26 protein-coding genes are annotated in these 26541 nt (G+C 63.0%); 17 read left to right on the top strand and 9 right to left on the bottom strand.

Annotation, left to right across the window (positions count from 1 at the left end; all coding sequences use genetic code 11):
- Positions 1 to 7: 7 nt before the first annotated feature.
- The 5 genes from mnmA to U5822_RS13765 all read left to right on the top strand — a co-directional run bounded on the left by mnmA (position 8) and on the right by U5822_RS13765 (position 5426).
- Complete coding sequence (gene mnmA / locus U5822_RS13785; RefSeq protein WP_322856190.1) at positions 8 to 1186, top strand: tRNA 2-thiouridine(34) synthase MnmA; 1179 nt, start codon at positions 8 to 10, stop codon at positions 1184 to 1186.
- The gene (gene hflD, locus U5822_RS13780) at positions 1183 to 1821 is read left to right on the top strand and encodes a high frequency lysogenization protein HflD (RefSeq protein ID WP_322856189.1); all 639 of its coding nucleotides are present in this window, start codon (positions 1183 to 1185) and stop codon (positions 1819 to 1821) included. Before mnmA ends, hflD begins: the two co-directional genes overlap by 4 nt.
- 94 nt (positions 1822 to 1915) lie before the next feature.
- Positions 1916 to 3283, top strand: a complete 1368-nt coding sequence (gene purB, locus U5822_RS13775; protein ID WP_322856188.1) for an adenylosuccinate lyase — start codon at positions 1916 to 1918, stop codon at positions 3281 to 3283.
- A 16-nt stretch (positions 3284 to 3299) separates the two neighbouring features.
- Positions 3300 to 4451 (top strand): cupin domain-containing protein, encoded by a 1152-nt coding sequence (locus U5822_RS13770; protein ID WP_322856187.1) that lies wholly within the window; start codon positions 3300 to 3302, stop codon positions 4449 to 4451.
- Positions 4452 to 4460: 9 nt separating this feature from the next.
- A complete protein-coding gene (locus U5822_RS13765; RefSeq protein WP_322856186.1) occupies positions 4461 to 5426 on the top strand; it encodes a GNAT family N-acetyltransferase in 966 nt (321 codons plus the stop codon).
- On the opposite strand, the gene U5822_RS13760 is transcribed toward U5822_RS13765, so the two are convergent.
- Entirely contained in the window at positions 5415 to 6425 is a 1011-nt protein-coding gene (locus tag U5822_RS13760) for a LysR family transcriptional regulator (protein ID WP_322856185.1), read from the bottom strand. The two genes, U5822_RS13765 and U5822_RS13760, sit on opposite strands and share 12 nt — an antisense overlap.
- A gap of 250 nt (positions 6426 to 6675) precedes the next feature.
- Here U5822_RS13760 and U5822_RS13755 point away from each other — a divergent pair, with 250 nt between their 5' ends.
- The gene (locus U5822_RS13755) at positions 6676 to 7452 is read left to right on the top strand and encodes a hypothetical protein (RefSeq protein WP_322856184.1); all 777 of its coding nucleotides are present in this window, start codon (positions 6676 to 6678) and stop codon (positions 7450 to 7452) included.
- 116 nt (positions 7453 to 7568) lie between these two features.
- Positions 7569 to 9839 carry a hybrid sensor histidine kinase/response regulator gene (locus tag U5822_RS13750; protein WP_425259421.1) on the top strand — a complete coding sequence of 757 codons (2271 nt, stop codon included), beginning with the start codon at positions 7569 to 7571 and terminating at the stop codon, positions 9837 to 9839.
- Here the strand turns inward: U5822_RS13750 and U5822_RS13745 are convergent.
- On the bottom strand, positions 9805 to 10269 hold the full coding sequence (locus U5822_RS13745) for a MarR family winged helix-turn-helix transcriptional regulator (RefSeq protein ID WP_322856182.1): 465 nt from the start codon (positions 10267 to 10269) through the stop codon (positions 9805 to 9807). The genes U5822_RS13750 and U5822_RS13745 overlap by 35 nt on opposite strands.
- A 2-nt stretch (positions 10270 to 10271) precedes the next feature.
- Positions 10272 to 10757 (bottom strand): glutathione peroxidase, encoded by a 486-nt coding sequence (locus U5822_RS13740; RefSeq protein ID WP_322856181.1) that lies wholly within the window; start codon positions 10755 to 10757, stop codon positions 10272 to 10274.
- A gap of 254 nt (positions 10758 to 11011) precedes the next feature.
- Here U5822_RS13740 and U5822_RS13735 point away from each other — a divergent pair, with 254 nt between their 5' ends.
- The 3 genes from U5822_RS13735 to htpX all read left to right on the top strand — a co-directional run bounded on the left by U5822_RS13735 (position 11012) and on the right by htpX (position 13679).
- Positions 11012 to 12226 (top strand): pyridoxal phosphate-dependent aminotransferase, encoded by a 1215-nt coding sequence (locus tag U5822_RS13735; RefSeq protein ID WP_322856180.1) that lies wholly within the window; start codon positions 11012 to 11014, stop codon positions 12224 to 12226.
- Positions 12227 to 12234: 8 nt separating this feature from the next.
- Positions 12235 to 12702 carry a hypothetical protein gene (locus U5822_RS13730; protein ID WP_322856179.1) on the top strand — a complete coding sequence of 156 codons (468 nt, stop codon included), beginning with the start codon at positions 12235 to 12237 and terminating at the stop codon, positions 12700 to 12702.
- Between the two features lie 95 nt (positions 12703 to 12797).
- Positions 12798 to 13679, top strand: coding sequence for a protease HtpX (htpX, locus tag U5822_RS13725; protein WP_322856178.1), 882 nt, complete (start codon positions 12798 to 12800; stop codon positions 13677 to 13679).
- Between the two features lie 47 nt (positions 13680 to 13726).
- Here the strand turns inward: htpX and pdxB are convergent, their stop codons facing one another.
- From pdxB to U5822_RS13710, 3 genes are read right to left on the bottom strand one after another with little or no spacing between them, the layout of a single operon-like run.
- A complete protein-coding gene (gene pdxB, locus U5822_RS13720) occupies positions 13727 to 14878 on the bottom strand; it encodes a 4-phosphoerythronate dehydrogenase PdxB (protein ID WP_322856177.1) in 1152 nt (383 codons plus the stop codon).
- Between the two features lie 17 nt (positions 14879 to 14895).
- A complete protein-coding gene (locus tag U5822_RS13715; RefSeq protein WP_322856176.1) occupies positions 14896 to 16176 on the bottom strand; it encodes a DEAD/DEAH box helicase in 1281 nt (426 codons plus the stop codon).
- On the bottom strand, positions 16173 to 16736 hold the full coding sequence (locus U5822_RS13710; protein ID WP_375171820.1) for an elongation factor P hydroxylase: 564 nt from the start codon (positions 16734 to 16736) through the stop codon (positions 16173 to 16175). The genes U5822_RS13715 and U5822_RS13710 overlap by 4 nt, the downstream gene beginning before the upstream one ends.
- A 187-nt stretch (positions 16737 to 16923) precedes the next feature.
- On the opposite strand from U5822_RS13710, the gene dsbD reads away from it, so the two are divergent.
- Positions 16924 to 18828 (top strand): protein-disulfide reductase DsbD, encoded by a 1905-nt coding sequence (gene dsbD / locus U5822_RS13705; protein ID WP_322856175.1) that lies wholly within the window; start codon positions 16924 to 16926, stop codon positions 18826 to 18828.
- Between the two features lie 9 nt (positions 18829 to 18837).
- On the opposite strand, the gene tusA is transcribed toward dsbD, so the two are convergent.
- Positions 18838 to 19095, bottom strand: coding sequence for a sulfurtransferase TusA (gene tusA, locus U5822_RS13700; RefSeq protein ID WP_375171818.1), 258 nt, complete (start codon positions 19093 to 19095; stop codon positions 18838 to 18840).
- 68 nt (positions 19096 to 19163) lie between these two features.
- Between tusA and U5822_RS13695 the strand changes: the two genes are divergently transcribed.
- Complete coding sequence (locus tag U5822_RS13695; RefSeq protein ID WP_322856173.1) at positions 19164 to 19454, top strand: antibiotic biosynthesis monooxygenase family protein; 291 nt, start codon at positions 19164 to 19166, stop codon at positions 19452 to 19454.
- A gap of 10 nt (positions 19455 to 19464) precedes the next feature.
- Here the strand turns inward: U5822_RS13695 and rlmM are convergent, their stop codons facing one another.
- The gene (gene rlmM / locus U5822_RS13690; RefSeq protein ID WP_322856172.1) at positions 19465 to 20541 is read right to left on the bottom strand and encodes a 23S rRNA (cytidine(2498)-2'-O)-methyltransferase RlmM; all 1077 of its coding nucleotides are present in this window, start codon (positions 20539 to 20541) and stop codon (positions 19465 to 19467) included.
- A 114-nt stretch (positions 20542 to 20655) separates the two neighbouring features.
- Here rlmM and U5822_RS13685 point away from each other — a divergent pair, with 114 nt between their 5' ends.
- Complete coding sequence (locus U5822_RS13685) at positions 20656 to 22497, top strand: sensor domain-containing diguanylate cyclase (RefSeq protein WP_322856171.1); 1842 nt, start codon at positions 20656 to 20658, stop codon at positions 22495 to 22497.
- On the opposite strand, the gene U5822_RS13680 is transcribed toward U5822_RS13685, so the two are convergent.
- Positions 22494 to 23093 (bottom strand): alpha/beta family hydrolase, encoded by a 600-nt coding sequence (locus tag U5822_RS13680; RefSeq protein ID WP_322856170.1) that lies wholly within the window; start codon positions 23091 to 23093, stop codon positions 22494 to 22496. The two genes, U5822_RS13685 and U5822_RS13680, sit on opposite strands and share 4 nt — an antisense overlap.
- Positions 23094 to 23363: 270 nt before the next feature.
- On the opposite strand from U5822_RS13680, the gene ccoN reads away from it, so the two are divergent.
- From ccoN to ccoP, 4 genes are read left to right on the top strand one after another with little or no spacing between them, the layout of a single operon-like run.
- The gene (gene ccoN / locus U5822_RS13675; protein WP_322856169.1) at positions 23364 to 24794 is read left to right on the top strand and encodes a cytochrome-c oxidase, cbb3-type subunit I; all 1431 of its coding nucleotides are present in this window, start codon (positions 23364 to 23366) and stop codon (positions 24792 to 24794) included.
- Positions 24795 to 24809: 15 nt separating this feature from the next.
- Positions 24810 to 25418, top strand: a complete 609-nt coding sequence (ccoO, locus tag U5822_RS13670) for a cytochrome-c oxidase, cbb3-type subunit II (RefSeq protein WP_322856168.1) — start codon at positions 24810 to 24812, stop codon at positions 25416 to 25418.
- A gap of 5 nt (positions 25419 to 25423) precedes the next feature.
- Positions 25424 to 25609, top strand: a complete 186-nt coding sequence (locus tag U5822_RS13665) for a cbb3-type cytochrome oxidase subunit 3 (RefSeq protein WP_322856167.1) — start codon at positions 25424 to 25426, stop codon at positions 25607 to 25609.
- On the top strand, positions 25606 to 26496 hold the full coding sequence (gene ccoP, locus U5822_RS13660; RefSeq protein WP_322856166.1) for a cytochrome-c oxidase, cbb3-type subunit III: 891 nt from the start codon (positions 25606 to 25608) through the stop codon (positions 26494 to 26496). Before U5822_RS13665 ends, ccoP begins: the two co-directional genes overlap by 4 nt.
- Positions 26497 to 26541 lie beyond the last annotated feature (45 nt).

Here is a 26541-nt window from a genome sequence, read left to right as displayed (position 1 = left end):
AAGGGCTATGACCAACTCCGCCGACCACAGCGCCAATGCAAACACCCGTGTCATCGTCGGCATGTCCGGCGGTGTCGACTCCTCCGTCGCGGCCTGGCTGCTCAAGCAGCAGGGTTATCAGGTCGAGGGCCTGTTCATGAAGAACTGGGACGAGGACGATGGCACCGAATACTGCACGGCCATGACCGATCTGGCCGACGCCCAGGCGGTGGCGGATGCGATCGGCATCCCCCTGCACACCGCCAGTTTCGCCGCCGAGTACTGGGACCGGGTGTTCGAGCATTTTCTGTCGGAGTATTCCGCAGGCCGGACCCCCAATCCCGACATCCTCTGCAACAAGGAAGTGAAATTCCGCGCCTTCCTGGATTACGCCGTGACCCTGGGTGCCGATTTCATCGCCACCGGCCACTACACCCGCCAGCGCCCGCTCCAGGACGGCTCGGGCCGGGCCCAGCTGCTCAAGGGCCTGGATCCGAACAAGGACCAGAGCTACTTCCTGCACGCGGTCTCCGGTGAGCGCATCGCCCGGACGCTGTTCCCGGTGGGCGAACTGGAAAAACCCGAGGTCCGGCGCATTGCCGAGACCCAGGGCTTTGTCACCCACGACAAAAAGGACTCTACCGGCATCTGCTTCATCGGCGAGCGCAAGTTCACCGACTTCCTCAAGCAGTACCTGCCGGCCCAGCCCGGCGACATCGAAACGCCCGACGGCCAGGTCATTGGTCGCCACCAGGGCCTGATGTACCACACCATTGGCCAGCGCCAGGGTCTGGGCATCGGCGGTCTGAGTGAGTTTGGCGACGAGCCCTGGTACGTGGCGGAGAAGGACCTCACCCGCAATGTCCTGATCGCGGTGCAGGGCAAACAGCACCCGCTGCTGTACGCCCGTGGCCTGGTGTCCGGGCCGATCGACTGGGTGGCCGGCGCGCCGCCCGCTGGCCAGTTCCGCTGCAAGGCCAAGACCCGCTACCGTCAGCCGGACCAGGAGTGCGAGGTCCAGGTCCTGAACGGCAACGTCAAAGTGGTGTTCGATGACGCCCAGCGGGCGGTCACACCCGGCCAGTCGGTGGTGTTCTACGACGGTGACGTCTGCCTCGGCGGCGGAGTGATCGAGGAAACCTGGCGGGATGGCGAGGCCGTGCCGGCCCGTGCCACCGCCGCGACGCAACAGGAAGCGGGCGTATGAGCCGCTCCCTCGACGATCAGACCCTGGCCCTGGCGGGCGTCTTCCAGGCCGCCAACCTGGTGCAACAGATTGCCCACAATGGCCAGTGTTCGGAAACCAGTCTGGAAACCTGCATTCGCTCCCTGTTCGCCACCAATCCGGCCTCGACCCTGGATGTCTATGGCGGCGAGTTGACCGATATCCGCGAGGGTCTGGTCACCCTCGCCTCGGTGCTGGGCCAGCAGAGCAAACAGCAGGACATCGAGGTGCTGCGCTACGTGCTCAACCTGATCCACCTGGAGTCCAAGCTCAACCGGCGCTCCGACATGCTCGAGGTGATCGGCAGCCGCATCGATCAGGCTCGCCACACCGCCAGTCATTTCGGCTTTACCCACAGCAATCTGATCAGCAACCTGGCCTCGGTGTACACCGACACCATCAGCACCTTCCGTCTGCGGATCCAGGTCAGCGGCAACCCCAGCGTGCTGCAGCGCGATGAGAACGCTGCCAAGGTGCGCGCCCTGCTGCTCGCCGGTATCCGGTCGACGGTGCTCTGGCGTCAGACCGGGGGCCGGCGCTGGCAGCTTATCTTTTCCCGCCGGAAAGTCATCGAGCGGGCCCGCCAGCTCGCCGAACAGGGCCAACGCCCACTCTGACCCCCGAGAGAACTGATTCAGGGCCGGTGCTGGTGTATCATAGTCGGCCCCAATTTCTTTTGACCCGATTCTTTGATGATTTGAGAGGTTTTCGATGGAACTCACCGCCCTGACCGCCATTTCCCCGGTCGATGGACGCTATGGCAACAAAGTCAGCGTCTTCCGAGACATTTTCAGCGAGTATGGCCTGATCAGGAACCGCGTGACCGTCGAGATCCGCTGGCTGCAGAAGCTGGCCGCTCATCCGGAGATCACCGAAGTACCGGCCTTTTCGGCAGAGGCCAACGGCTTCCTGGACCAGCTGGTGAGCGAGTTCAGTCTTCAGGACGCCGAGCGCATCAAGGACATTGAGCGCACCACCAACCACGACGTCAAGGCGGTCGAGTACTTCATCAAGGAGCGCATTGTCGAGGTGGCGGAACTGCACGCGGTCACCGAGTTCGTCCACTTCGCCTGCACCTCGGAAGACATCAACAACCTCTCCCACGCCCTGATGCTGCGTGAAGGCCTGGATCACGGTCTGCTGCCGGCCATGGATCGGGTGGTGGAGAAACTGGGCGCGCTGGCGCAGGAGCACGCCGACCAGCCGATGCTGTCCCGGACCCATGGCCAGACCGCCTCGCCCACCACCGTCGGCAAGGAATTGGCCAACGTCGTGCACCGGCTGCGCCGACAGCTCAAGCAGATCCGGGCGACCGAGTTGCTGGGCAAGATCAACGGTGCAGTCGGCAACTACAACGCCCACCTGTCCGCCTACCCGCAGGTCGACTGGGCCGCCAACGCCCGCGAATTCATCGAGAGCCTGGGCCTGGACTGGAACCCCTACACCACCCAGATCGAACCCCACGACTACATCGCCGAACTCTACGACGCTGTAGCCCGCTTCAACACCATCCTGATCGATCTGGACCGGGACATCTGGGGCTACATTTCCCTGGGCTACTTCAAGCAGAAGACCGTCGAGGGCGAGGTGGGCTCCTCCACCATGCCGCACAAGGTCAACCCGATCGATTTCGAGAACTCCGAGGGCAACCTGGGCATCGCCAACGCCCTGCTCAACCACCTGTCGGCCAAGCTGCCGATCTCCCGGTGGCAGCGTGACCTGACCGACTCCACGGTGCTGCGCAACCTGGGCGTCGGTTTCGCCCACAGCCTGATCGCCTACGAGGCCACCCTGAAGGGCCTGGGCAAGCTGGAACTCAACCCGGTTCGCCTGGACGAGGACCTGGACCACGCCTGGGAAGTCCTGGCCGAGCCGATTCAGACCGTGATGCGTCGCTACAACATCGAAAAGCCCTATGAAAAGCTCAAGGCCTTGACCCGCGGCAAGGCCATGACCCCGGAACTGATCCAGAATTTCGTGAACAGCCTGGAGATTCCGGACGCGGCCAAGGCCGAGCTGATGGCTCTGACCCCGGGCAACTACATCGGCAACGCGGCAGACCAGGCCCGCAACATTTAACGGCAGGAGTGGACTCATGGAATTGCTGGGCGGACTGACAGCCTCAGAATTTCTGCGCGATTACTGGCAGAAAAAACCGCTGGTCATTCGCCAGGCGTTTCCCGGGCTGCAATCGCCGGTCAGCCCGGACGAACTGGCCGGGCTGGCGTGCGAGGAAGGCGTCGAGTCACGGATCGTCATCGAGAATGACGACGGCAAACCCTGGCAGTTGCACAACGGCCCCTTCCCGGCCGAACGCTTCAGCCAGCTGCCCGAGCAGGACTGGACCCTGCTGGTACAGGGCCTGGACCACTGGGTGCCGGACGTCGCCGACCTGCTGGAGCCTTTTCGTTTCATTCCGAACTGGCGCCTGGATGACATCATGGCCAGCTACGCGCCCAAAGGTGGCAGCGTCGGCCCCCATTACGACCAGTACGACGTCTTCCTGCTGCAGGCCCAGGGCCATCGGCGCTGGACCTTTGGTGGTCACTGCGACCATACCTCCCCCCGGGTCGAAGGCACCCCCCTGCGCATCCTGAGCAGCTGGGACGGTGAGGAAACCGTGACCCTGGCCCCGGGCGACATGCTTTACCTGCCGCCGGGCGTCGGCCACCACGGGGTTGCCGAGGACGATTGCATCACCCTGTCCATCGGGTTCCGGGCGCCCACCATCGACGACCTGCTCACTGGCTTCAGCGATTTCTTGTGCAGCCAGGCCGACGCCAGCGACCATCTGCCCGACCCCGACCTTCAGGTTCAGGATAATCCCGGCACCATCCAGCCCGAGGTGATCGAGAAACTCGCCGCCGTGCTGCGGGAAAAGTTGGCCGACAAGCGCCAGTTGGCGCTGTGGTTCGGGCAGTACACCACCGCCCCCAAGAACCTCGATATCGTGGTGCCCACCGAGGAGCCCGCCACTGTGGCTGACCTGGCCGAGGCCATCCGGGCCGGAGAACAGCTGCGCTGGAACGAGGGCTCCCGCTTTGCCTATCACGAACTGGGCGAGGAAACCGCGCTCTTTGTCGACGGTGAGCAATACCTGCTGCGCGGCGACGCCCGCCCGCTGGCGCCCCTGATGTGCCAGGGTGCCCGCATCGACATGGCCGAACTGGCGACCTTCGCCGACGACGAGGCACTGCTGGGATTGCTGTGCACGTTGTATAATCAGGGTTCGATCTACTTCGAATAACCGTTCGCGATGAGACTGAAATTCAGGAAGTACAGCTGGCAACTGGCGCCGGGGCACATCCGTGACATCCGCCAACGGGTGTTCATTGACGAACAGAAGGTGCCGCCGGAACTGGAGTGGGACGACACTGACGAGATCGCCGACCATTACCTGGCAGTCTTGCCGGACAATACCCCGGTCGGCACCGCCCGGATGTTTTCAGCCCTGGGTGAAACCGGTCACATTGGCCGCATGGCCATTCTTCCGGGGTTTCGCGGCCGCGGTGTTGGCGAGGCCCTGCTGCAACACCTGGTCGCCGAGGCGGATGGCCAGTTCGACGAGCTCAAGTTGTCGGCCCAGGTGCACGCCATCGAGTTCTACCAGCGCTCCGGCTTTCACGTCTGCTCCGAGGTCTACGACGACGCCGGCATCCCCCACGTGGATATGCGCAGTCTGGCGCCCAGCCTGCTGGCCGAGACCATCGGCCAGCACCCCAAAGCCATGGTCCTGGGCGAGGACACCGAATCCTGGCTGTTCACCGACGAGCAGCGCCAGCTCAAGCTGATCGACTCGGTGACGGGCCAGGCCAGCCAGCGGCTGTGGCTGTACGACCGGTTGCTCGACCACGACCTGTATGACCGGCACCGGTTCCGGGAACTGATCTCCGCCCTGGCCCGACGCCACCGGCTGAGCGAGGTGCGGTTGCTGATTCACGACGACACGCCCCTGGTCAAGCGGCGGCATCAATTGGTGGAACTGATGCGACGGCTGCCCAGCCGCATCGAATTGCGACTGGTCAACACCGACTCCCCGGTGGATGATCAGCCCTTCCTGCTGGCCGACCGCGAGGGCCTGGTGTACCGCCACGATTTCTTCAAACCCGCCGGCTTCGCCAAGTTTTCCGACCCGGGCCGGGTCAAGCTGCTGGCGGAGTCCTTCCAGCGCATGTGGGACGCCGGCCGCAGCTCCCTGGAACTGCGCGAACTACCGCTCTGAGTGATGGGCCTGGGGTGCCTCGGCACCCTCGAACCGGGCACCGAACGGGGCAAACTCGTCGTCCACCTCGCTGGCCACCTCGGCGATCAGCTTGCGTAGCCACTGGTGATCGGTGTTGTGCTGCAACAGCGGGCTCCAGGCCATCTTCAATTCAAACGGTGGAATTTCGAACGGCGGCACCTTAACCACCAGATTGCCGTTGTCCTTTTGCAGCCAGGCGGCCCGGGACGGCAGGGTCGCAATCAGATCGTGCTGCTCGGCCAGCAGCATGGCCACCTGGTAGTGCCGGGTGAATACCGAGATCTGGCGCTTGCGGCCCATCCGCGACAGCGCCTCATCCACCCAACCCAGTCGCTGGACATCCTTCGGATTTACCCCGACCCCAACCCCGAACCCGGTCTTGCTGACCCAGATATGGCTGGCGTCCAGGTAGGTATCCAGGGTGAACGGTTCCTTGAGAATCGGGTTGCGGGCGTTCATCAGGCAGGCGAAATACTCGGTCCAGAGGGTTTTCTGATGAAACGACTGGGGGATTTTATCGAACCGGTTGATGGCCATGTCCAATCGGCCCTGCTCGACGTCCAGGAAACTGACGTCACTGGGGGTGAGCACGTCCAGGGTGACGTGGGGCGCCTCCTGGCGAATGCGGCGCAGCACCCGGGGCATCAGGCAGGATTCGGCATAGTCACTGGCCATGATCCGAAACACCCGGTGGCTTTCCAGCGCCGAAAACGGCGTCTTCTCCTGCACCGCCTGCTCGATGTCCGAGAGGATGCCACGCACCAGCGGCTGCAGCTCCCGGCCCCGCTCGGTGGCGGTCATCCCCTCGCTGGTCCGGACCAGCAGCGGATCGTTGAACAGGTCCCGCAACCGCCGCAGGCCATTGCTCATGGCCGGCTGGGTGATGCCCAGATGGTTGGCGGCCTTGGTTACATTGCGCTCCCGCAGCAGGACGTCGAGGTACACCAGCAGGTTCAGATCAACGCGGGATACATCCATGGGTCGCTCCTTTTGCACGTCATCGCGGGCCGGTTGCAGCAACCTGCCCCAGACTTTTATTCATCAGACCAATATACAGAAGCACGCGCATTCACGAAATAAATAGATATTTGCAACATTCACATTTCGGAACGGATTCAGCACGGTATTTCTGCTAGGCTTTCACCGACTTGCTGAATATTATCGGGATCTTGGGGCAAGAATCTGCCCGACGTTGTTGGATCCAGTAGCCGGAGCTGTAGCAGACACAATGGACGCCATCACCATCGTAATCATCCTGGCCGCCGTCGTGACGGTATCCATCGTCATCATTGTCCTGAGCCAGATGCGCGAGCGCGCCCGCATTGAGCGCGGTCGGAAGATCACCGCACAGCAGGACGCCTACAACCGCGCCGACCGCCTGCTGAGCGAGATTCCCGGCCAGTATCTGACCACCGATCTCAAGCTGCTGCTGATCAAGCGCCAGGAAGACGCTTGCGCGCAGCTGGCCAGCCTGAAAGCCGACCTTCCGATCAAACAGTGGCAGGAAGCCAGCCAGCAGCTCAAGACCCAGGTACTGGAAAAGCAGGATACCCGCTCCCCGGTCAAGATCGATTCCGCGGAAAAGTCCAATTACGTCAAGGAACTGCTGCAGAATCTGTTCAAGATGATCGAGGGCATGCACAAGAGCGGCAAGATCGACGCCGCGACCGCCAAGAAGAACCTCAAGTACGTGCTGTTTCTGGTGCACAAGACCCACGCCGACCTGCATGTGTTCCAGGCCCGGGATTACGTGCGTCAAAACCAGCTCCGCAAGGCCATTCACGCGTACCACCTGGCCAGCACCGAAATGGGCAAGTCCCGGGACAACCCCCTGGCCATGAAGGCGGTCAAGAGCTTCCGGACCCGCATCAAGGAACTGGAAGCCATGGACGCCGAGGGCAAGGATACCGCCAGTACCGAATCCCAGGCCAAGCTGGACCGCGAGTGGGATACCTTCCTGCACGACGAAGAGTTCAAGAAGAAAAAGGCCGACTACGACGATTAACGCCGGACCGCCGAGCAGGTCCGCATTATCCGAGCCAGGGACAGTAGGTACTCGTGATCAAAGGTTTCCGGAAACGCCTCTCTTTTCGCCTGACCCGTGACACCGTTCTGGTCGCCATGGCCCTGGGGCTGGTGCTCAACGTCATCCAGATTACCCTGGACTATTTCAACGCCCGGCAGTCCATGGAAGAGGAAATTCACGCCCTGATCGACATCAGCGTGAGCCCGGCGTCCCAGATTGCCTACAACATCGATGTCCGGCTCGCCGAGGAGCTGCTCGACGGTCTGCTCCGCCACCCTGCCACCATCGACGCGCGAATCATCGACAACGACGGCCAGACCATGGCCGCGGCGAGTCAGAGCAGCCCCGATTCCCCCTACCGACGGATCAGCGACCTGCTGTTCGAGGCCAGCCGGGTGTTCAGCCAGGAGCTTCGGGTGCCGCAGCTGGAAGATCTGCCCCTGGGCCAGCTCATCGTCACCATCGACACCTACCATTACGGCCTGCAGTTCCTGGAACGGGCCAGTTACACCCTGGTCAGCGGCCTGCTGAAAAGCCTGATCCTGACCGCGGCCCTGCTCGGTATTTTCTACCTGGTGCTGACCCGGCCGATGCTGAACGTGATCAGCGCCCTGGGCCAGGTCAAGGCCAGCTCTCCGGAAAAGGTGCGCCTGCCGGTGCCGGCGAACCACCAGGAAGATGAAATCGGCACCATGGTCGGCATCATCAACCAGCACCTGGAAACCATCGATTCCAGCCTGGCCCAGCTGCGCACGGCCGAGACGGCCATGAAAAATTACTCGTCCCAGCTGGAACAGGAAGTCGACGACCGGACCCGGGAGATCTCCGAGAAGAACGAGGCCCTGCAACGGAGCAACCGCGCCCTGATCAAGGCCAAGGAAGACGCCATGCGCCGGGCTCGGGCCCGGGCCAACTTCCTCGCCAGCATGAGTCACGAGATCCGCACGCCCCTGAACGGCGTGCTCGGGATGCTGGGCCTGGCCCTGGAGGGCAATCTGGACCCGACCCTGCGCGACCGGCTGGAGGTCGCCTTCAACGCCGGTGAAAGCCTGCTGGGGCTGCTCAACGACATCCTCGACATCTCCAAGGTCGAGGCCGGCAAGCTGAGTCTGGAAAACATTCCCTTCAGCATGCGCAACCTGATCGAGGAATCGGCAACCCTGCACGCCCAGCAGGCCCGGCGCAAAAACATCGAACTGGTGAACGAGATCGATCCGGCCCTGCCCGAAAGCTTCTTGGGCGACCCGACCCGCACCCGCCAGATCCTCAACAACCTGCTCAGCAACGCCATCAAGTTTACCGACGAGGGTTCGGTCTTCATCAAGGCCAGCTACGCCGACGGCAGCCTGCGCCTGGATGTCATCGACACGGGTATCGGCATGTCGTCCGAGGCCCTGCACAAGATCTTCTCACCCTTCTCCCAGGCCGATGCCGAGACCACGCGCCTCTACGGCGGTACCGGTCTGGGCCTGACCCTGTGTCGGCAGCTGGTGGAACGCATGCACGGTCAGATTCTGGTGGATTCCCGTCAGGGCCGTGGCACCCACTTTACGGTGACCCTGCCTTTGCCCATGCACGAGGACAGCAGTCGGGACGAGTTGCCCAAGGTCGCGGCGCGGCTTCGAAATATCGGGGTAACCCTGGTGATCGGCCCCGGCAATGCCCATCGCTCCCCCATCGAACGGCAACTGAGGGCCTGGCGTATCCCGGTGTGGGAACCCGAGGACGACCAGGGCGGCGTTTTGATAGCCATGGCGGAGAACGGCGACAATCCGGCGCCCGACCTGGCGCAAGGCTGGCAAGGTGAAGGGGTTATTCTGGCCAATGCCACCGGAACCTCGAACCGGAGTGGCGCCAGCCACCAGTTCCTGTCCCTGCCGCTGCGGCGGGATGAACTGTATCGATGCCTGTGCCGGGTGGTCGGCATCCTGCGGGAGGACACCGAGGTCCAGCCGATTCCAACCCTGACCCCGGCGACCACACAGGCCACCCTGAAAATCCTGCTGGTCGAGGACAATCAGGTCAATCAGATGGTGGCCAGCAGCCTGCTGAAAAAACTGGGCCATCAGGTCGATCATGCGGAGAATGGCCAGCGCGCGCTGGAGGCGCTTGAAGCCGACCGCTATGATCTGGTGTTGATGGACTGCCAGATGCCGATCATGGACGGTTACGAGGCCACTCGCCGAATCCGCAAGAACCCGAACTGGCGTGACCTGCCCATCATCGCGGTGACCGCCAATGTCATGCAGGGCGACCGCGAGGACTGCATCGCCGCCGGCATGAACGATTACGTGACCAAGCCCTACAACCGGGACGAGTTGCGGGCGGCCATCACCCGCTGGGCGCCTCCCCTTCCAGAGCACTGAGCATCGCCCTGAGTTCCTGGCGGAGGGCCTGCAGCCGTTCGGGCGCAACCCCAACCCCACACAGCAGGCGCTCCGGCACCGATTGCGCGCGCGCCCTCAGAGCCTCGCCCTCGGCGGTCAGGGTCAGGGTCACCACCCGCTCGTCCTCAGCGCTGCGCTGGCGCAGCAGCAGACCACGCTCGGCCAGACGCTTGAGCAGTGGCGTGAGCGTGCCCGAATCCAGCCGCAAACGCCGCCCCAGGTCCGACACCCGGGTCTTGCGCCCGGCCCGGGCCTGCTCCCAGAGCACCAGCATCACCAGGTATTGCGGGTAGGTCAGCTCCAGTTCGGCCAGCAACGGCCGGTAACGGGCGGTGACCGCCCGGTTGGCGGCGTACAGGGCGAAACAGACCTGGTTGTCCAGTGACAGCAGGTCGTCGGCGTCGGCCATGATTACAGCAGTTTCTCAATGTCGGCCCGGATGTCCTCGGGCTTGGCGGTCGGCGGATACCGGCGGATCACCTGCCCATCCGGGCCGACCAGGAACTTGGTGAAGTTCCACTTCACTTTCTCCGAGCCCATCAACCCTTTCGCCTCGCGCTTGAGAAACTGGAACAGCGGGTGGGCCCCGGCACCGTTCACTTCAACCTTGGAAAACATCGGGAAATCGACGCCGTAGTTCAGGCTGCAGAACTGGCTGATGGCCTCGTCGTTGCCCGGGTCCTGATTCAGGAACTGGTTGCAGGGAAAGCCCAGGACCTCGAACCCGCGCCCGCCCAACTCCTTGTGCAGCGTCTGCAGGCCCTCGAACTGGGGGGTGAAACCACACTTGCTGGCGGTGTTCACGATCAGAAGTGCCTTGCCACGGTATTCCTCCAGGCTCTTCTCATTGCCCTGTATGTCGCGAACGGTGAAATCGTAAACGTTGGCCTCGGCCATGGGACTCTCCTTGTTTTGATCGATATTGAATTGCTGGAAATTGGATTGTGCACAACCTTTTTTCAAAAACCAAGATCAGTGGGAAAGAAACCCGGACTTTCTCCAATAAACTTCAGGTTTGCCCGCTAAATCTGCCTCATCACGCCACAATTCATCATAATTCCCCTGTTGTCGCCGGCCTTTGCTCCGCTAGAATAAAAAGCCATTGAGCAGACACCTTCGATTCGACAGCAGACCAAGGAAATTCGGGCCTTATGCAGAACTACTTCAAATCCGCCAAGCTGGATAACGTGTGTTATGAAATACGTGGCGTGGTTCTGCGGGAGGCGCGTCGACTGGAGGAAGAAGGTCACCGGGTGCTGAAGCTCAACATCGGCAACCCGGCCGCCTTTGAACTGGACGTTCCGGAAGAAATCCAGCAGGACGTCATCTACAACATGCACCAGGCCCAGGGCTACGTGGAATCCAAGGGGCTGTTCTCGGCCCGCAAGGCGGTGATGCATTACTGCCAGCAGCGTGGCATCGACAAGGTCGACATCGACGACATCTTCCTGGGCAACGGCGTCAGCGAACTGATCGTCATGTCCATGCAGGCCATGCTCAACACCGGCGACGAGGTGCTGATCCCGGCGCCGGACTACCCGCTCTGGACCGCCGCGGTTACCCTGTCCAGCGGCAAGCCGGTGCACTACCGGTGCGACGAGGCCCAGAACTGGTTCCCGGACATTGACGACATCCGCAAGAAGATCACCCGCCGGACCCGGGCCATTGTCCTGATCAACCCCAACAACCCGACCGGCGCCGTCTACTCCCGGGAGCTGCTGGAACAGGTGATTGAGCTGGCACGCCAGCACAACCTGATCGTGCTGTCGGACGAAATCTACGACAAGATCCTGTACGACGGCACCGAGCACGTCTCCACCGCCGCCCTGGCCGACGACGTACTGTTCTTCACCTACAACGGCCTGTCCAAGAACTACCGGGCCGCCGGCTACCGGTCCGGGTGGATGATCATCAGCGGTGCCAAGCACCGGGCCACCGACCTGATCGAAGGCATCGAGATGCTGTCGAACATGCGCCTGTGCGCCAACGTGCCGGCCCAGCTGGCAATCCAGACGGCACTGGGGGGCTACCAGTCCATCAACGACCTGGTGGCTCCCGGCGGGCGACTGTACGAGCAGCGCGAAACCGCCTGGCGTATGCTGAATGACATCCCCGGCGTCAGCTGCGTGAAGCCCCAGGGCGCTCTCTATCTGTTCCCGAAACTGGACCCGAAACACTTCCCGATCGTGAACGACGAGAAGCTGGTGCTGGACCTGCTGCTGCAGGAGCGCATTCTTCTGGTTCAGGGTTCGGCGTTCAACATCGACGACAAGCAGCATCTGCGAGTGGTGTTCCTGCCCCGCGAGGACACCCTCGGTGACGCCATGGGACGCCTCGGCCGTTTCCTGGGCAATTACCAGCAGTAGGAGTGGTTGTGGCCGACCTTCACATCGAGGAGTTCTACAAGGACGTCGCCATCGCCCTGGTGCAGCTGTACGGGGCCTTTCCGCGGCGGGTCAACCTGTTCGTCGAAGACATTGCCGGCCCGGACGAGCCCGACGAGTTCGGCTTGCACAGCAAGCGCCACATGGCCTGTTTCGGAGCCCTGCTCTGGCTGGAGGAGGAAGGGTTGTTGCGCTACGTCGACACCATCCGCCAGGAAGCCCTGGACCAGGCGGTACTGAGTCAGACCGCCTTTGTCCGGCTGAGCGCGCCTGCCCCCTCGGCCCTGGCCCGGGCCCTGGGCGGCCAGCGCGACGTCGAGGCCGATGCGCTGCCGTCCTCGGTGCAGGAGGACCTGTCCACCTACATCCATCTGATCCGGACCGCCCTGAGAAGCGGACACTCGGGCCGGATCAGCCAGGTGATCCAGGCCACCTTCTTCGCCGACACCAGTGAATAAAACCGCACCCGGGTATTGAAGCCGGAACGGTTGGCCGCATATCACGGTCAGAAGCACCACCAAACGGTTTTCATCAACGGTTTCAGGGATTCACCATGAGAATTTTGTTGTTTCTAGCCACCAACCTGGCGGTCATCCTGGTAGCCAGCTTTACCCTCAGGCTGCTGGGCGTCGACAGCTACCTGTCCCAGCACGGTATCCAGTACGGTCCGCTGCTGGCCTTTGCCGCGGTGTTCGGGTTTGCCGGTGCGATCGTGTCGCTTCTGATCTCCAAGCCCATGGCAAAGTGGAGCACCCGGGCCCAGGTCATTGAGTCGCCCCGGACCCCGGCCGAGCGCTGGCTGGTGGATACTGTGGCCGAGATGGCCCAGAAGGCGGGCATTGGCATGCCGGAAGTGGCCATTTTTCCGGCGTCCCAGTCGAACGCCTTCGCCACCGGCTGGAACAAGAACGATGCCCTGGTGGCGGTGAGCGAAGGCCTGCTGCACCGCTTTAACAAGGACGAGATCCGCGCCGTTCTGGGCCACGAAATCGGCCACGTGGCCAACGGTGACATGGTCACCCTGGCGCTGATCCAGGGCGTGGTGAACACCTTCGTGATCTTCGCGTCACGGGTGATCGGCTCGTTTGTGGACCGGGTGGTGTTCAAGAACGAAAACGGCCACGGCATCGGCTTCTTCGTGGTCAGCATCGCCGCCGAACTGGTCCTCGGTATTCTCGCCAGCACCATCGTGTTCTGGTTCTCCCGCCGCCGGGAATTCCGGGCCGACATTGCCGGCGCCCAGCTGGCCGGCCGGTCGGCGATGATCAGCGCCCTGGCCCGCCTGAAGCAGGAAAGCGAGGTGCCCGACCAGATGCCCGACACCCTCCAGGCCTTCGGCATCAACCGTGGCGCCCGGGGTGGACTGAGCGCCCTGTTCATGACCCATCCGCCGCTCGAGGAGCGGATCGAGGCCCTGCAACAGGCCAGGCTGTAAACGAAAAAACCGGGGCTTTGCCCCGGTTTTTTGTTTCGCCCTGACGGTCAGATTTTCAGTTTGAAGCCAATGGCGCGAAAACTGTCCTGCAGTGACTTGCTGGTGCCCTTGAGCTGAACTTTCAAGCTGGAGCACTCGCGCCGCACCGGGTAATCCCGGCGCAGGCGGTCAAACGCCGCCGCCCGCTCATCGGCCGAGCCGCCCATGGCGGCGCGCAGCCGGGCATCGTCGGCGCGGGGGTCGTAGCAGGCCCGCAGGGCAATGCGCAGCGCATCCTGCTCGTCCGCCGCACTGGTGAAAGACACCTTGCTCAGGGCCGGCTCCGGCAGAAACTGCCCGGCTTTTTTCCGTACCGGCAGCCCGAGGTAATGGCTCAGCGCCCGGTACACCATCTCGGTGCCCTGGACCTTGCCTTCCAGGCTGTAGCCACCAATGTGCGGGGTCGCCAGCCAGACCCGCTCCACCAGCTCCGGGTCGATCCGGGGCTCCCGCTCCCAGACGTCGAGCGCCACCCGCGGGGCGTTCGCCTGACCGAGGCGCTCGTGCAGGGCCCGGGCATCAATGACCTCGCCGCGACCGGCGTTGATCAGCAACTGATCGGCCCGCAACCGGTCGAGCCGGGCGGCATCCAGCATCCGGAAGGTGGCGTGCTTGCCGTCCCGGGTCAACGGCGTGTGGAGGGTCACCACGTCGCACTCCATGGCTTCTTCCAGGCTGACAAACTGCTCCTCATCGCCCTCGGCTTCGGCCCGGGGCGGATCGCACAGCTTGACCTCGAAACCAAGTCGTTCCAGCTTGCGCGCCAGCTCGCCACCGACGTTGCCGACCCCGACGATGCCGACACTCATGGCGGTCCAGTCGGACAGGGCCCGGACCTCGGCATGAACCGACAGTACCGAAAGCACAAACTCCGCCACGCTGTTGGCGTTGCAACCGGGTGCGGCGGCAAAGCGGATGCCGCGCTCGGCCAGCCAGGCCTGATCCACGTGGTCGGTGCCGATGGTGGCGGTACCGACAAAGCGCACCCGGCTGCCTTCCAGCAACTCCGGACCGACCCGGGTGACCGATCGCACCAGCAGGACGTCTGCGTCCTGGACATCGGCGGCGGTCATGGTCCGACCGGAGACCCGGCGGATGTCCCCGATGTCGCCAAAGAAGGATTCCAGTAAGGGAATGTTCTCATCAGCTACGATCAACATAGTGGCACTCGGTTCTCTCAGTTCCTGCGCGGACGCTGGTTGCGACCGCCGGGGCCGCCACGACCGCCCTGGGGACGACGCCCGCGCTTGCGGGTGATCGGCGGGTTGGCCATCGGCGTCATCAGGGCCTCGTCGGGTACGGCGGTCTTCAGCTTCTGGCTGATGTAGGTCTCAATCGCCGGCAGCGCAAAGGAATCGTCCTCCCCGGCGAAGCTGACCGACACCCCGTGCTTGCCGGCCCGGCCGGTACGGCCAATGCGGTGGACATAATCCTCGGCATTATCAGGCAGATTGTAGTTGAAAACGTGGGTAACGCCGTTGACGTGAATACCGCGCCCGGCCACGTCGGTCGCCACCAGCACCTGGATATTGCCTTTCTTGAACTGGTCCAGCGTCTTCAGCCGCTTGTTCTGGGCAATCTCACCGGACATCAGGGACACCTTGACCCCCTGGTTGCGCAGGTCTTCCTCCAGATCGCGACACTGGTCCCGACGATTGGCAAAGACAATGGCCTTTTCCACTTCCGGACGCTGCAGGTAGTTGACCAGCACCGGCAGTTTTTCGTCCTCGCCCACCAGGTACACCGTCTGTTCCACGCGTTCGGCGGTTTTCTGCTCCGGCTCGATCTCGACAAATTCGGCGTTCTTGGTCCACATCGACGCCAGGTTCAGGACGTCCTGATTGAAGGTGGCGCTGAACAGCAGGGTCTGGCGGTCATCCTTGGCCGTGCACTTGCGGATGATCCGCTTCACGTCCGGGATGAAGCCCATGTCCAGCATGCGGTCCGCCTCATCAAGGATCAGGATATCGAGCTGGTCCAGGAACACGTCCTGGGAACCGAGAAAGTCGATCAGCCGACCCGGGGTGGCAACCAGGATGTCCACCACCTCGTTCTGAAGCTGGTCCCGCTGCTTGTCGTAATTCATGCCACCAACCACGGTGACCACATTGTGGCCGGTGTGGCGGCACAGCTGCTCAGCGTCCTTGGCGATCTGCATGGCCAGCTCCCGGGTCGGCGCCAGGGCCAGCACGCGGGGCTCGGAAGCAAACCGCTCGCTGTCCGCCACGGGGGTTTCCAGCAGGCTCTGGATCGCGGTGATCAGAAACGCCGCGGTCTTGCCGGTGCCGGTCTGGGCCTGACCAATCAGGTCCTCACACGCCAGGGTCCAGGGCAGGGTCTCCGCCTGGATGGGGGTGCAGTATTCGAAGCCGATCGCCGTAATGGCGTCCAGCAGGCGCTTGTCCAGGTTCAGATCCTGGAAGCGGAGATCGCCGGTGTGCTTTACGTCAGATGTCATACAGTCTCAGTTTCCCTCGAATGGTTCGGTTCGAAACCAGGCGGAGCAATGCGCTGAAGGTCTTGCCGCCAGTTTGCGAGCCACGAATCGGTGGTTCCGTAAAAGCGTTTCAGGGCAGCCGCAAACGCCGCCGCGCGGCGCGGCAGGCCGGTTGCCAGATAGTGCTCGGCCTGGCGGCAGACATTGCGCCGAAAGGTTCGCTCGTTGGCGCCCCCGTCTCCCGACAGGTTGTCCAGGCTGATGTGAAAACGCGATCCCGCGGCCGTGGCAAACAGCCATTCCAGGGCCTGCGGCTTCACCTCAACCTGCTCAAACGCCCGTTGCTGTTCCGCGGTACGACCGTCCGGACAGTACCAGTAACCGTAATCATGAAGTGTGCGACGGTGCGCACCCGCAATACACCAGTGACTGATTTCGTGCAGAGCGCTGGCATAATAGCCGTGCGCAAAGACCACCTGGGCAAGCCCGTGCGTCCCCTCGGCTGGAATGTATTCGGGTTCGCCGCTGCCTTTGACCAGAACCGTCCGGTGGGTTTCCCGGAACAAGTCATTGAACAGCATGATAAGATCGTTTGAACTGTGATTCATTGGCTGGCTATTGTGCGACTTTAACGCCGGCAATGCCAGCGGGAACTTTGCGGCCGCCCCTCTGTCCACTGGCATCGAGCGCCAACGCCCGCCGCCGGTATTCCCGGCGGCGCCTTTACCGGCACAACCAGACCACCAACTATCAGGATTCGACCCATCAATGACAGCCCCCGCTGCAACACGCCCCAGCCGATGCGCGCTTGCCCTGCCCCAGTTACTGCTGTTTGCCCTGACCCTGGCGTTCACCGGCACGGCCTCAGCCCTGGGCTCCAGCGGATCGTCACTGTTCGGCGGTAGCACCAACGGGTTCCTGCCGGTCGACCAGGCGCTGCAATTTCGCTACAGCACCGACAACGGCGCCGTGATTCTGAACTGGGACGTTGCCCCCGACCATTATTTGTACCAGGGCCGGATCAGCGTGACCGCGGTGACCGAGGGCGTGCAGACCGGCGCGCCGGAGTTCTCCCTGGCCAGCACCACCATACACGACGAATATTTCGGCGAGGTTGAGGTGTTCTATGACCCGGTGGAAGTCCGGGTGCCGGTGTCGCTGCCGGACGGGGTGCGCGAGGCCGAACTGAAAGTCACCTACCAGGGCTGTGCCAATGCCGGCCTGTGTTACCCACCGCAGACCCGCGACGTCCTCTACTTCCCGGGCAGTGGCGCCGACGGCGCGGCCGTGGCCACAGTTGGCGCCCAGCCCTCCGGCACCCCTGCCAGCGCCATTCCGGGGGCGGCCACCGCCGGCACCGGGTCGGCCACGGGCCTGGCCGGGTTTCTTTCCAGCCAGAGCACATTGATGATCGTGGGCGTGTTTTTCCTGCTCGGCCTGGGGCTGACCTTCACCCCCTGCGTATTGCCCATGGTGCCCATCATCTCCACCCTGGTGTCGGGCCAGAACACCCGCACCTCCGGCCACGCCCTGGCGCTGTCGCTCAGCTACGTGCTGGGCATGGCCCTGACCTACGCCGCGGCCGGGGTGATCACGGGGTTGCTTGGGGCCAGCTTCAACCTGCAGGCCCAGTTGCAGTCACCCTGGGTCCTGGGCGGCTTCGCGGCCCTGTTCCTGCTGTTTGCCCTGTCGATGTTCGATGTCTTTGAACTCCAGCTGCCCCGGTTCATCCGTGAACCGCTGAACAACGCCAGTCATCGCCTGACCGGCCGCCGCATGGTCAGCGTGTTCGGCATTGGCGCCCTGTCCGCGCTGATTGTCTCACCCTGCGTGTCCGCGCCCCTGGCCGGCAGCCTGCTGTACATTTCCACCACCCAGGACGCCCTGATGGGGGGCCTGGCCCTGCTCGCCCTGGGCCTGGGCATGGGGGTACCGCTGATTCTGGTGGCGGTCGGTGGCCGCAAGCTGCTGCCGAGCACCGGGCACTGGATGACCACGGTCAAGCACTTCTACGGCATTCTGCTGCTGGCGGTTGCCATCTGGCTGGTGGAGCGGATGGTTCCGGCCTGGTTGGCGCTGACCCTGTGGGGGCTGCTGGTGGCCATTACCGGGGTGCAGTTGGGTGCCTTCGACGCGGCCCGGGCGGGCTGGGAGCGCACCCGCAAGGGCCTGGGGCTGGTGATGTTTGCCTACGGCCTGGCGCTGTTGGCGGGCGCCGTGGGCGGTGCCACCGACCCCCTGCGGCCGCTGACTCCCTTCACCTCAGGCGCGGGGTCACTGACCGCGGGCTCCGAGCCCTCGCACGCGCCGTTCGTGCGGGTCGAGGCCCCGGCCCAGATCCGAGCCATGCTGCGGGAGGCCCAGACCCAGAATCGCCCGGTCATGCTCGATTTCTACGCCGACTGGTGCATCTCCTGCAAGGTCATGGAACGCACCGTGTTCAGCGATCCGACGGTGATCCAGGCGCTCAGCCCCTACACCCTGCTGCAGATCGACCTGACCGACAACACCCCCGAACAGCAGGCGCTGCTGGATGAGCTGGGACTGTTTGGGCCGCCGGCGATTCTGTTTTTCCGCACCAACGGCGAGGAACTGGCAGGACAGCGGGTGCTGGGTGAAATGGATCGTGGCGAGTTCATGCGCCACCTGGATGGGCTGAACGCCGGCGTCTAAGTCAGTCGCTCAGCCATCGCCCCGACGGATCACAAACACAAACTCGTCGCCCAGCTCTTCTTCCTGCACCAATTCGTGACCGAGGAACTGACAGAACCGGGGGATGTCCCGGGTGGTCGAGGGATCCGTCGCCACCACCCGCAGCAGGCACCCGGGCTCCACCTCATTGATGCGGTTGTGCAGCATCATCACCGGCTCCGGGCAAAAAAGGCCCCGTGCGTCCAGCTCTGCGTCGTAATCTGAAGCCGTCAAAACCTTCTCCTGCATCTGTAACCTGTTATTTCGGAAAAACCTGCTAAATTATTGTTTATAGTTGTTAAAGATGGAGCTGAATCATGATTCGAGTGCTGATCGAACGTCATATTGCCGAAACCCTTGAAGACGCTTACGAGCAACGGGCCCGAAAGGTTCTGCAACAGGCCATCAGTGCACCGGGCTTCATCTCCGGCGAGACCCTGTCCGACAGCCACGACCCGAACCACCGCATCACCCTCGCCAACTGGCGCTCGGAAGCGGACTGGGACCGCTGGTATCGGTCCCAGGAACGCCGGGACCTGATGTCCGAGCTGGTGCCCATGATGGACCGGGAGGAAATCATCACCGTGCTCCAGCAAAGCGCCATCTGACCGACCGGGCTCACCCGGTCCGTTCAATAAAGCAGGTGATTTCCTCGCGGTCGTGGTAAAGGTGGCGGGCCATGAGCTTGTAGCCGATGCCCGCCTCCGCCAGACCTCGAGCAATGATATCACGGCAGATCAGCCACTCCTCATAACGCTTCTTCATCGGCAATTTCAGGTTGAACACCGTGAAGCGGCACAGACCGCCACCCACCCAGTCCACCGCCAGTTGGGCGGTTTTACGGGGCTGGTCCACGATATCGCACACCATCCAGTCAAGGCCGCGCCTGGGGCGCCAGTTGTAGCCATCGGCTTCGACGTGCTCGACCTGGCCCGAAGCCATCAGCTCCGCCTGCATGGGCCCGTTATCCACCGCCGTGACGGTCATGCCCTGGCGCACCAGTTGCCAGGTCCAGCCACCCGGGGCCGCGCCCAGGTCGGCCGCCTTCTTGCCGCCACCAAGGTAGTCCAATGCCTGCTCGGGTGGCAGGAACACCTTCCAGGCCTCTTCCAGTTTCAGCGCCGAGCGGCTCGGCGCCGATGCCGGTAAGCGCAGGCGCGGGATGCCGCTGACAAAGGCTGCCCGGTTGCGCTCAAGACTGTACCCCACCAGGGCCTGGCCGAAATCGGTCAGCAGCAACTCCAGTCGGGCCGGGGCGGCGGCGTCCTGATCGGCTTTCAGCAGGCCGGCGCCGCGCAGGCCCCGGGACAGCGGCGAGACCCATTTGCGGGCGAAGCGGCCCAGATCGGCGTCGGCGTTGGTTTCCGGCAGTCGGACCTCCAACCGGGCACAGCCGGGGTAGCCACGCTCCAGGCCCCGCAGCGCCTCGATGACCGCGCCCACCCGATCACTCTCGGGCAGCGGAACCCTGGCCAGCACCACGAACCAGTCCCGGACGAACACCAGGTCGGACAGGGGCAGGCGCGCCATCAGATCCTCGGCGGTTTCCGGCCCACCCAGGGAATACCAGAGCAGGCCCGCGCCTTTGCTGGGCTCAAAGTAACCGTAAATACCCCGTTCGGCGGCCCGCTCAGTCAGCTCGAGCCCCGCCTCGGCCTCAAAGCCCGGTCGACAGAAAACCACAATCTGTTGCATGCACTTACGGCTACCCCTGGGATAGCCCTGCCCCCTTAAATTTCAAACTGTTTAACAACAATCCCAGCCGGCTTTGTCTACACTCTCGCATCTATTGCCGGTGGATTATTCCTGATGTCATCTGTTCTGCGCCTGCTCACGATCCTGAGCCTCAGCCTGGTTTCCGGGCTCGCCTCGCCGGGGCCAAACCCGAGCGGCTGCCCGACGCTGAGCGCCACCGACCACCAGGCCCGGCAGTCGCTAATGCACTACGTGTGTTTTTACCGGGCCGCGCCGGGCGACCCCGCGCACCAAGCCGACGGCCCCCAGGCCCTGCCGACAGATCTGCAATGGCGACACGCGGCCGGTCACGATCTGGTGTTCAGCCATACCAAGTCGGTTTACTGGATCTCCCTGACCGTACAGAACCCGGGCAAGCACCAGGGCCTCTGGTACCTGAAACTCAACTACCCGCTGCTCGACGACGTTACCTTCTGGCAGACCGGCGCGGATAGCGATCGGCGCCTGGTGACCGGCGACCAGCGCCCCTTTGCCTCGAGGGCCATAGACTACCGGTATTTCCTCCTGCCCGTCACGCTCGACGGTGGCGAAAGCCAGACCATCACCCTTCGGGTCCAGAGCAGCGGCGCACTCAACATCCCCCTGACCCTTGAAACCCCGGATGAGGTGATCGCCCAGAGCAACCACCTGAGCCTGACCCACGGCCTGTTCTACGGGGCCCTGCTGGTCTTCGCCATTTTCAACCTGCTGCTGTTTATCAGCTCCGGCACCGCCTCTTACTTTTTTAACGCCTTTTATATGGCATCCATGGGTATGTTCATGTTCGCCATGGGCGGCTTCGCCAACCAGTATTTCTGGCCCGACAATGCCCCGGTCGCCAATGCGGCCATCCCCCTCAGCCTGGTACTGTGCGCCCTGTCCATGACCCTCTTTGGCCGGGATTTCCTGGAAATCGAGCGACGCACCACCTCGGCCCGGGTGGTCCAGGTCATGGCCTGGGTCTGTGTCGGCTTTCTGGCCCTGACCCTGGCCCTGCCCTACAGCACGACCATCCTGCTCAACACCGTGCTCGGCCTGGCGGTGATTGCCTCGCTGTTCATGATCGCGGTGGCCCGCTGGCGCCAGGGCTATCAGCCAGCCATGTGGTACATCCTGGCCTGGCTGGTCATGCTGGTGGGCGGACTGATCTACGCCCTGGCGGCGTTCGGCTACCTCGCCGATTTCCTGGTCCGCGAGGCCTTGATGCAGATTGCGGTCGGCGGCCAGGTGGTTCTGCTGAACTACGCCCTGGTCCAGCGCTGGCGACTGTTGAACGAAAAGCTGCTGTCGGTGGAGCATTCGGCCCGCACCGAACTGGAATTCAAGGTCCATGAACGCACCGCCCAGCTGCGCAACACCATGCGGGAGCTGGAGAAAGCCAACCGCCAGCTGGCAGCTCTGAGCCTCAACGACGCTCTGACCGGGTTGTACAACCGCCGCCACATGGACAACATCCTGCCGGAGCTGTGCGCCGAAGCCCGGCGCACCGGGCAGCCTCTGACCCTGGCGCTGATCGACGCCGACCACTTCAAGGCCGTCAACGACACCTGGGGTCACGGCTTTGGTGACACCTTCCTGCAACTGATCGCCGAGATCCTGACCCGCCACGTGAAGCGGCCGCGGGATGTTGCCATCCGCTTCGGCGGCGAGGAATTCGCCCTGCTGCTGCCGGGCACCGACGCCGAAGGCGCCCGCCAGGTGTGTACCGCCATTCTGGAGGAGGTAGGCGGCACGGCCCTGACCAGCCCGGACGGCACCGCCGCCCGGATCACGCTCAGCGCCGGCCTGGCCTCGCTGGCGCCGGGCGAGGATCGCGCCAGCCTGTTCGAGCGCGCCGATGAAGCCCTGTATCGGGCCAAAACCGAGGGCCGGAACCGACTCCGACTGGCCCGACCGGTCCCGGTGAATACCCCCTAGCCCGGCGCGAGGCTCTCTGCGAAGGCGCGGGCAATCCGCGCTGCTTCCTCAATCAACGCCTGCTGACTGGACTTCTGCCGGGCCAGGGGCTGAAAATCGTGATTGCCACCGTCAAGCCAGGTGATCCGAACCGCGGCCAGTTCCGGTTCATGGGCCGCCACTTCTTCGGCTTTGCCAAACGGATCCCGGGTGCCCTGGACGATCCGCATCGGGCAGGTCAGGTCCGGGAAGTGCTCGGTGCGCCAGCGCTCCGGCTTGCCCGGCGCGTGAAACGGATAGCCGAAACCCACCACACCGTCGATGCCGGTCCGCTCACTGGCCAGCACGCTGGCCATGCGACCGCCCATGGATTTGCCGCCAATCAATAACTGGCACTCATCAGCCAGGGTCTCGCGCACCTCATCCACAACCTGGGAGAACCGCTCCAGCAACCGGGGCTGACGGTCTGGCGGGCGTTTCTTACCGTCGGCGCGGCGCTTTTCCATGTACGGGAACTCGAACCGCACGGTGGCGATCCCCTCAGCCTCCAGCCGCTCCGCCAGGGTTGCCATGAACGGCGAGTCCGCCGGGGCACCGGCGCCGTGAGCCAGAATCATTACCCGTTTGGACCGGGGCCCAAAGCTTCCAGAATGGATCAATTCCAATGCATTCACCTTCTCGATTTTCGCGTCTATTATTAAAGGTCAGCCAGAGGGTACTACCCCACTCTGAAACTTCCCATCAGCTACTGAAGCAAGCTTGCCAGGTTGCTGATTTCGGCGCATTTGGCGGGATTCGGGAGTTGACCTGAGTCATTGCAAAGCGCTCATGCTTTCTCCATACTTGCGCCCGCATAATTTTATCACTCGAAACCCATTGGTAAGGCTATGAGCACAGTAAATGCAAACCTGACTTACAACTACAAGGTGGTGAGACAGTTCGCCATCATGACGGTGGTCTGGGGCATTGCTGGCATGGGCATGGGTGTGCTGATCGCATCCCAACTTGTCTGGCCATCGATGAACCTGGATCTGCCCTGGACGCACTTCGGTCGTCTCCGTCCTCTCCACACAAACCTCGTTATCTTCGGGTTCGGTGGTTCGGCGTTGTTCGCCACTTCCTATTACGTCGTCCAGAGAACCTGTCAGGCGCGACTGATCTCAGACAGTCTGGCTGCGTTTACCTTCTGGGGCTGGCAGGCCATCATGGTTGCCGCCATCATCACCCTGCCCCAGGGTCTTACCTCATCCAAAGAGTACGCCGAGCTGGAATGGCCGATTGACATCGCCATCGCCCTGGTCTGGGTTTCCTACGCCCTGGTCTTCTTCGGCACCGTGATGAAGCGCAGCAGTCCGCACATCTATGTGGCCAACTGGTTCTACGGTGCGTTCATCATCACCGTCGCCATCCTGCACATCGGCAACAACCTGGCCCTGCCGGCCGGCGCGTTCAAATCCTACTCGGCCTACGCCGGTGTCACCGACGCCATGATGCAATGGTGGTGGGGTCACAACGCGGTTGGTTTCTTCCTGACCGCCGGCTTCCTGGGCATGATGTACTACTTTGTGCCCAAGCAGGCCAACCGCCCGATCTACTCCTACCGTCTGTCCATCGTCCATTTCTGGGCCCTGATCGCGACTTACGTCTGGGCCGGCGGCCACCACCTGCACTACTCCGCGCTGCCTGACTGGGCGCAAACCGCGGGCATGGTCATGTCCCTGATCCTCCTGGCTCCGTCCTGGGGCGGCATGATCAACGGCATGATGACCCTGTCCGGCGCCTGGCACAAACTGCGCACCGATCCGATCCTGCGCTTCTTGGTGGTGTCGCTGTCGTTCTACGGCATGTCCACCTTCGAAGGCCCGATGATGGCGATCAAGACCGTGAACGCCCTGTCCCACAACACCGACTGGACCATCGGTCACGTGCACTCCGGTGCCCTGGGCTGGGTTGCCATGATCAGTATCGGCGCCATCTACCACCTGATTCCCAAGCTCTGGGGTGTACCGGCCATGTACAGCGTTGGCCTGATCAACGTGCACTTCTGGCTGGCCACCGTGGGTACCGTCCTTTACATCGTCGCCATGTGGGTTAACGGCATCATGCAGGGTCTGATGTGGCGCGCGGTCAACGCCGACGGCACGCTGACCTACAGCTTTGTCGAGGCGCTGGAAGCCTCGGGCCCCGGCTACTTCGTGCGGTTCCTGGGCGGTGCCATCTTCCTCAGCGGCATGCTGGTCATGGCCTACAACGTATACATGACCGTCCGCCAGAAAGAGGCGGTTGCGCAAGACAACGCGGCGGCCCAGGCAGCGTAAGGGGAGAGAGACCAAATGAAACACGAAATTGTCGAAAAGAACCTGGGCCTGATGATCATCCTGATCATCTTTACCATCAGTGGCGGCTTCCTGGTTGAAGTGGTTCCCCTGTTCTTCCTCCAGGAGACCAACGAGCCGGTGGAGGGCCTGGAGCCCTACTCCGCCCTTGAACTGGAAGGCCGGGACATCTACATCCGCGAAGGCTGCCACGTGTGTCACACCCAGCAGATTCGTCCGTTCCGGGCGGAAACCGAGCGTTACGGCCACTACTCGGTGGCCGGAGAGTTCGTGTACGACCGTCCGTTCCTGTGGGGTTCCAAGCGTACCGGACCGGATCTCGCCCGCGTGGGCGGCCGTTATTCCGACGCCTGGCAGCGCCAACACCTGTACGACCCGCGCAGCGTGGTGCCGGAATCCAACATGCCGGCATTCCCGTGGCTGTTTGAAGATCGGGTAGATCACACCAAGACCGCCGACAAGATGGAAACACTGCAGGCCCTGGGTGTGCCCTACAGCGACGAGCAGATCGCCAGCGCGGCGTCTGAGGTTGAAGGCAAATTCGAAATCGAGGCTCTGGTCGCGTACCTGCAACAACTGGGTACTGTGATTTCAGACAAGCGGTGATCCCGATGGATATGAACGAGTTACGCGGCATCCAAACCCTTCTGGTCATGATCGCATTCTTGGGCATCGTGTGGTGGGCCTACAGCGCCCACCGCAAGAAGGCCAACGATGAGGCAGCTCACCTGCCGTTCGATGATGACGATGTCGAAAAGCGTACTCTCGAACAGGAAAAAACGGAGAAAAAGCAATGAGTACCTTTTGGAGCCTCTGGATCAGCGTGATCGTGCTCGGTACCATTTTCGGTTGCGCGTGGCTCTTGTGGGCGACCCGTAAGAGTCAGACCACCGATACCGAGACTGACCGCACCACAGGCCACTCCTTCGATGGTATCGAAGAATACGACAACCCCATGCCCAAGTGGTGGTACTACCTGTTCCTGGCGACCTGTGTGTTCGCACTGGGTTACCTGGTGCTCTACCCGGGCCTGGGCAACTTCAAGGGCATCCTCGGCTGGACCTCGACCAACCAGTGGGAAGCCGAGATGGCGGACGCTGAAGAGCGCTATGGCGAGATCTACGCCCAGTTCGGCAACACTCCGGTCGCTGAACTGGCCGAGAACGACGAAGCCCTGAAGATGGGCCAGCGTCTGTACGCCAACAACTGCCAGGTCTGCCACGGTTCCGCCGCGCGCGGCCAGGTCGGCTTCCCCAACCTGACCGACGACGACTGGCTGTACGGCGGCACCCCGGACGACATTCTGGAAACCCTGCACAACGGTCGCCAGGGCGCGATGCCGGCCAAGGGCGTCATGCCCAACATGACCAACGAGCAGGTCGACCAGGTGGTGAATTTCGTGCTCAGCTACAGCGGTCGCGAAAAGGACGCCGAAGCCGCCGAAGCCGGCGCCGAGGTCTTCGCCCAGGGTTGCGCCGCCTGTCACGGTGCCGACGGCAAGGGCAATCAGGCGGTGGGTGCACCGAATCTGACCGACAACATCTGGCTCTACGGCTCCACCTATGAGTGGATCAAGGAGACTGTGTTGTATGGCCGCCAGAACCAGATGCCCGCCCAGGGCGGCCGTCTGACCGACGACCAGATCCAGATTCTCGCTGCCTACGTGTACAGCCTGTCCAACTAAGACAACCGGCCGGAGCAGCCGCTCCGGCCCGGTCTTTTCCAGCCT

This window comes from Marinobacter qingdaonensis (genome assembly GCF_034555935.1).
GTDB lineage: Bacteria > Pseudomonadota > Gammaproteobacteria > Pseudomonadales > Oleiphilaceae > Marinobacter > Marinobacter qingdaonensis.
Note: the sequence above shows the minus strand (reverse complement) of the source record. Positions and strands in the feature narration are given on the sequence as shown.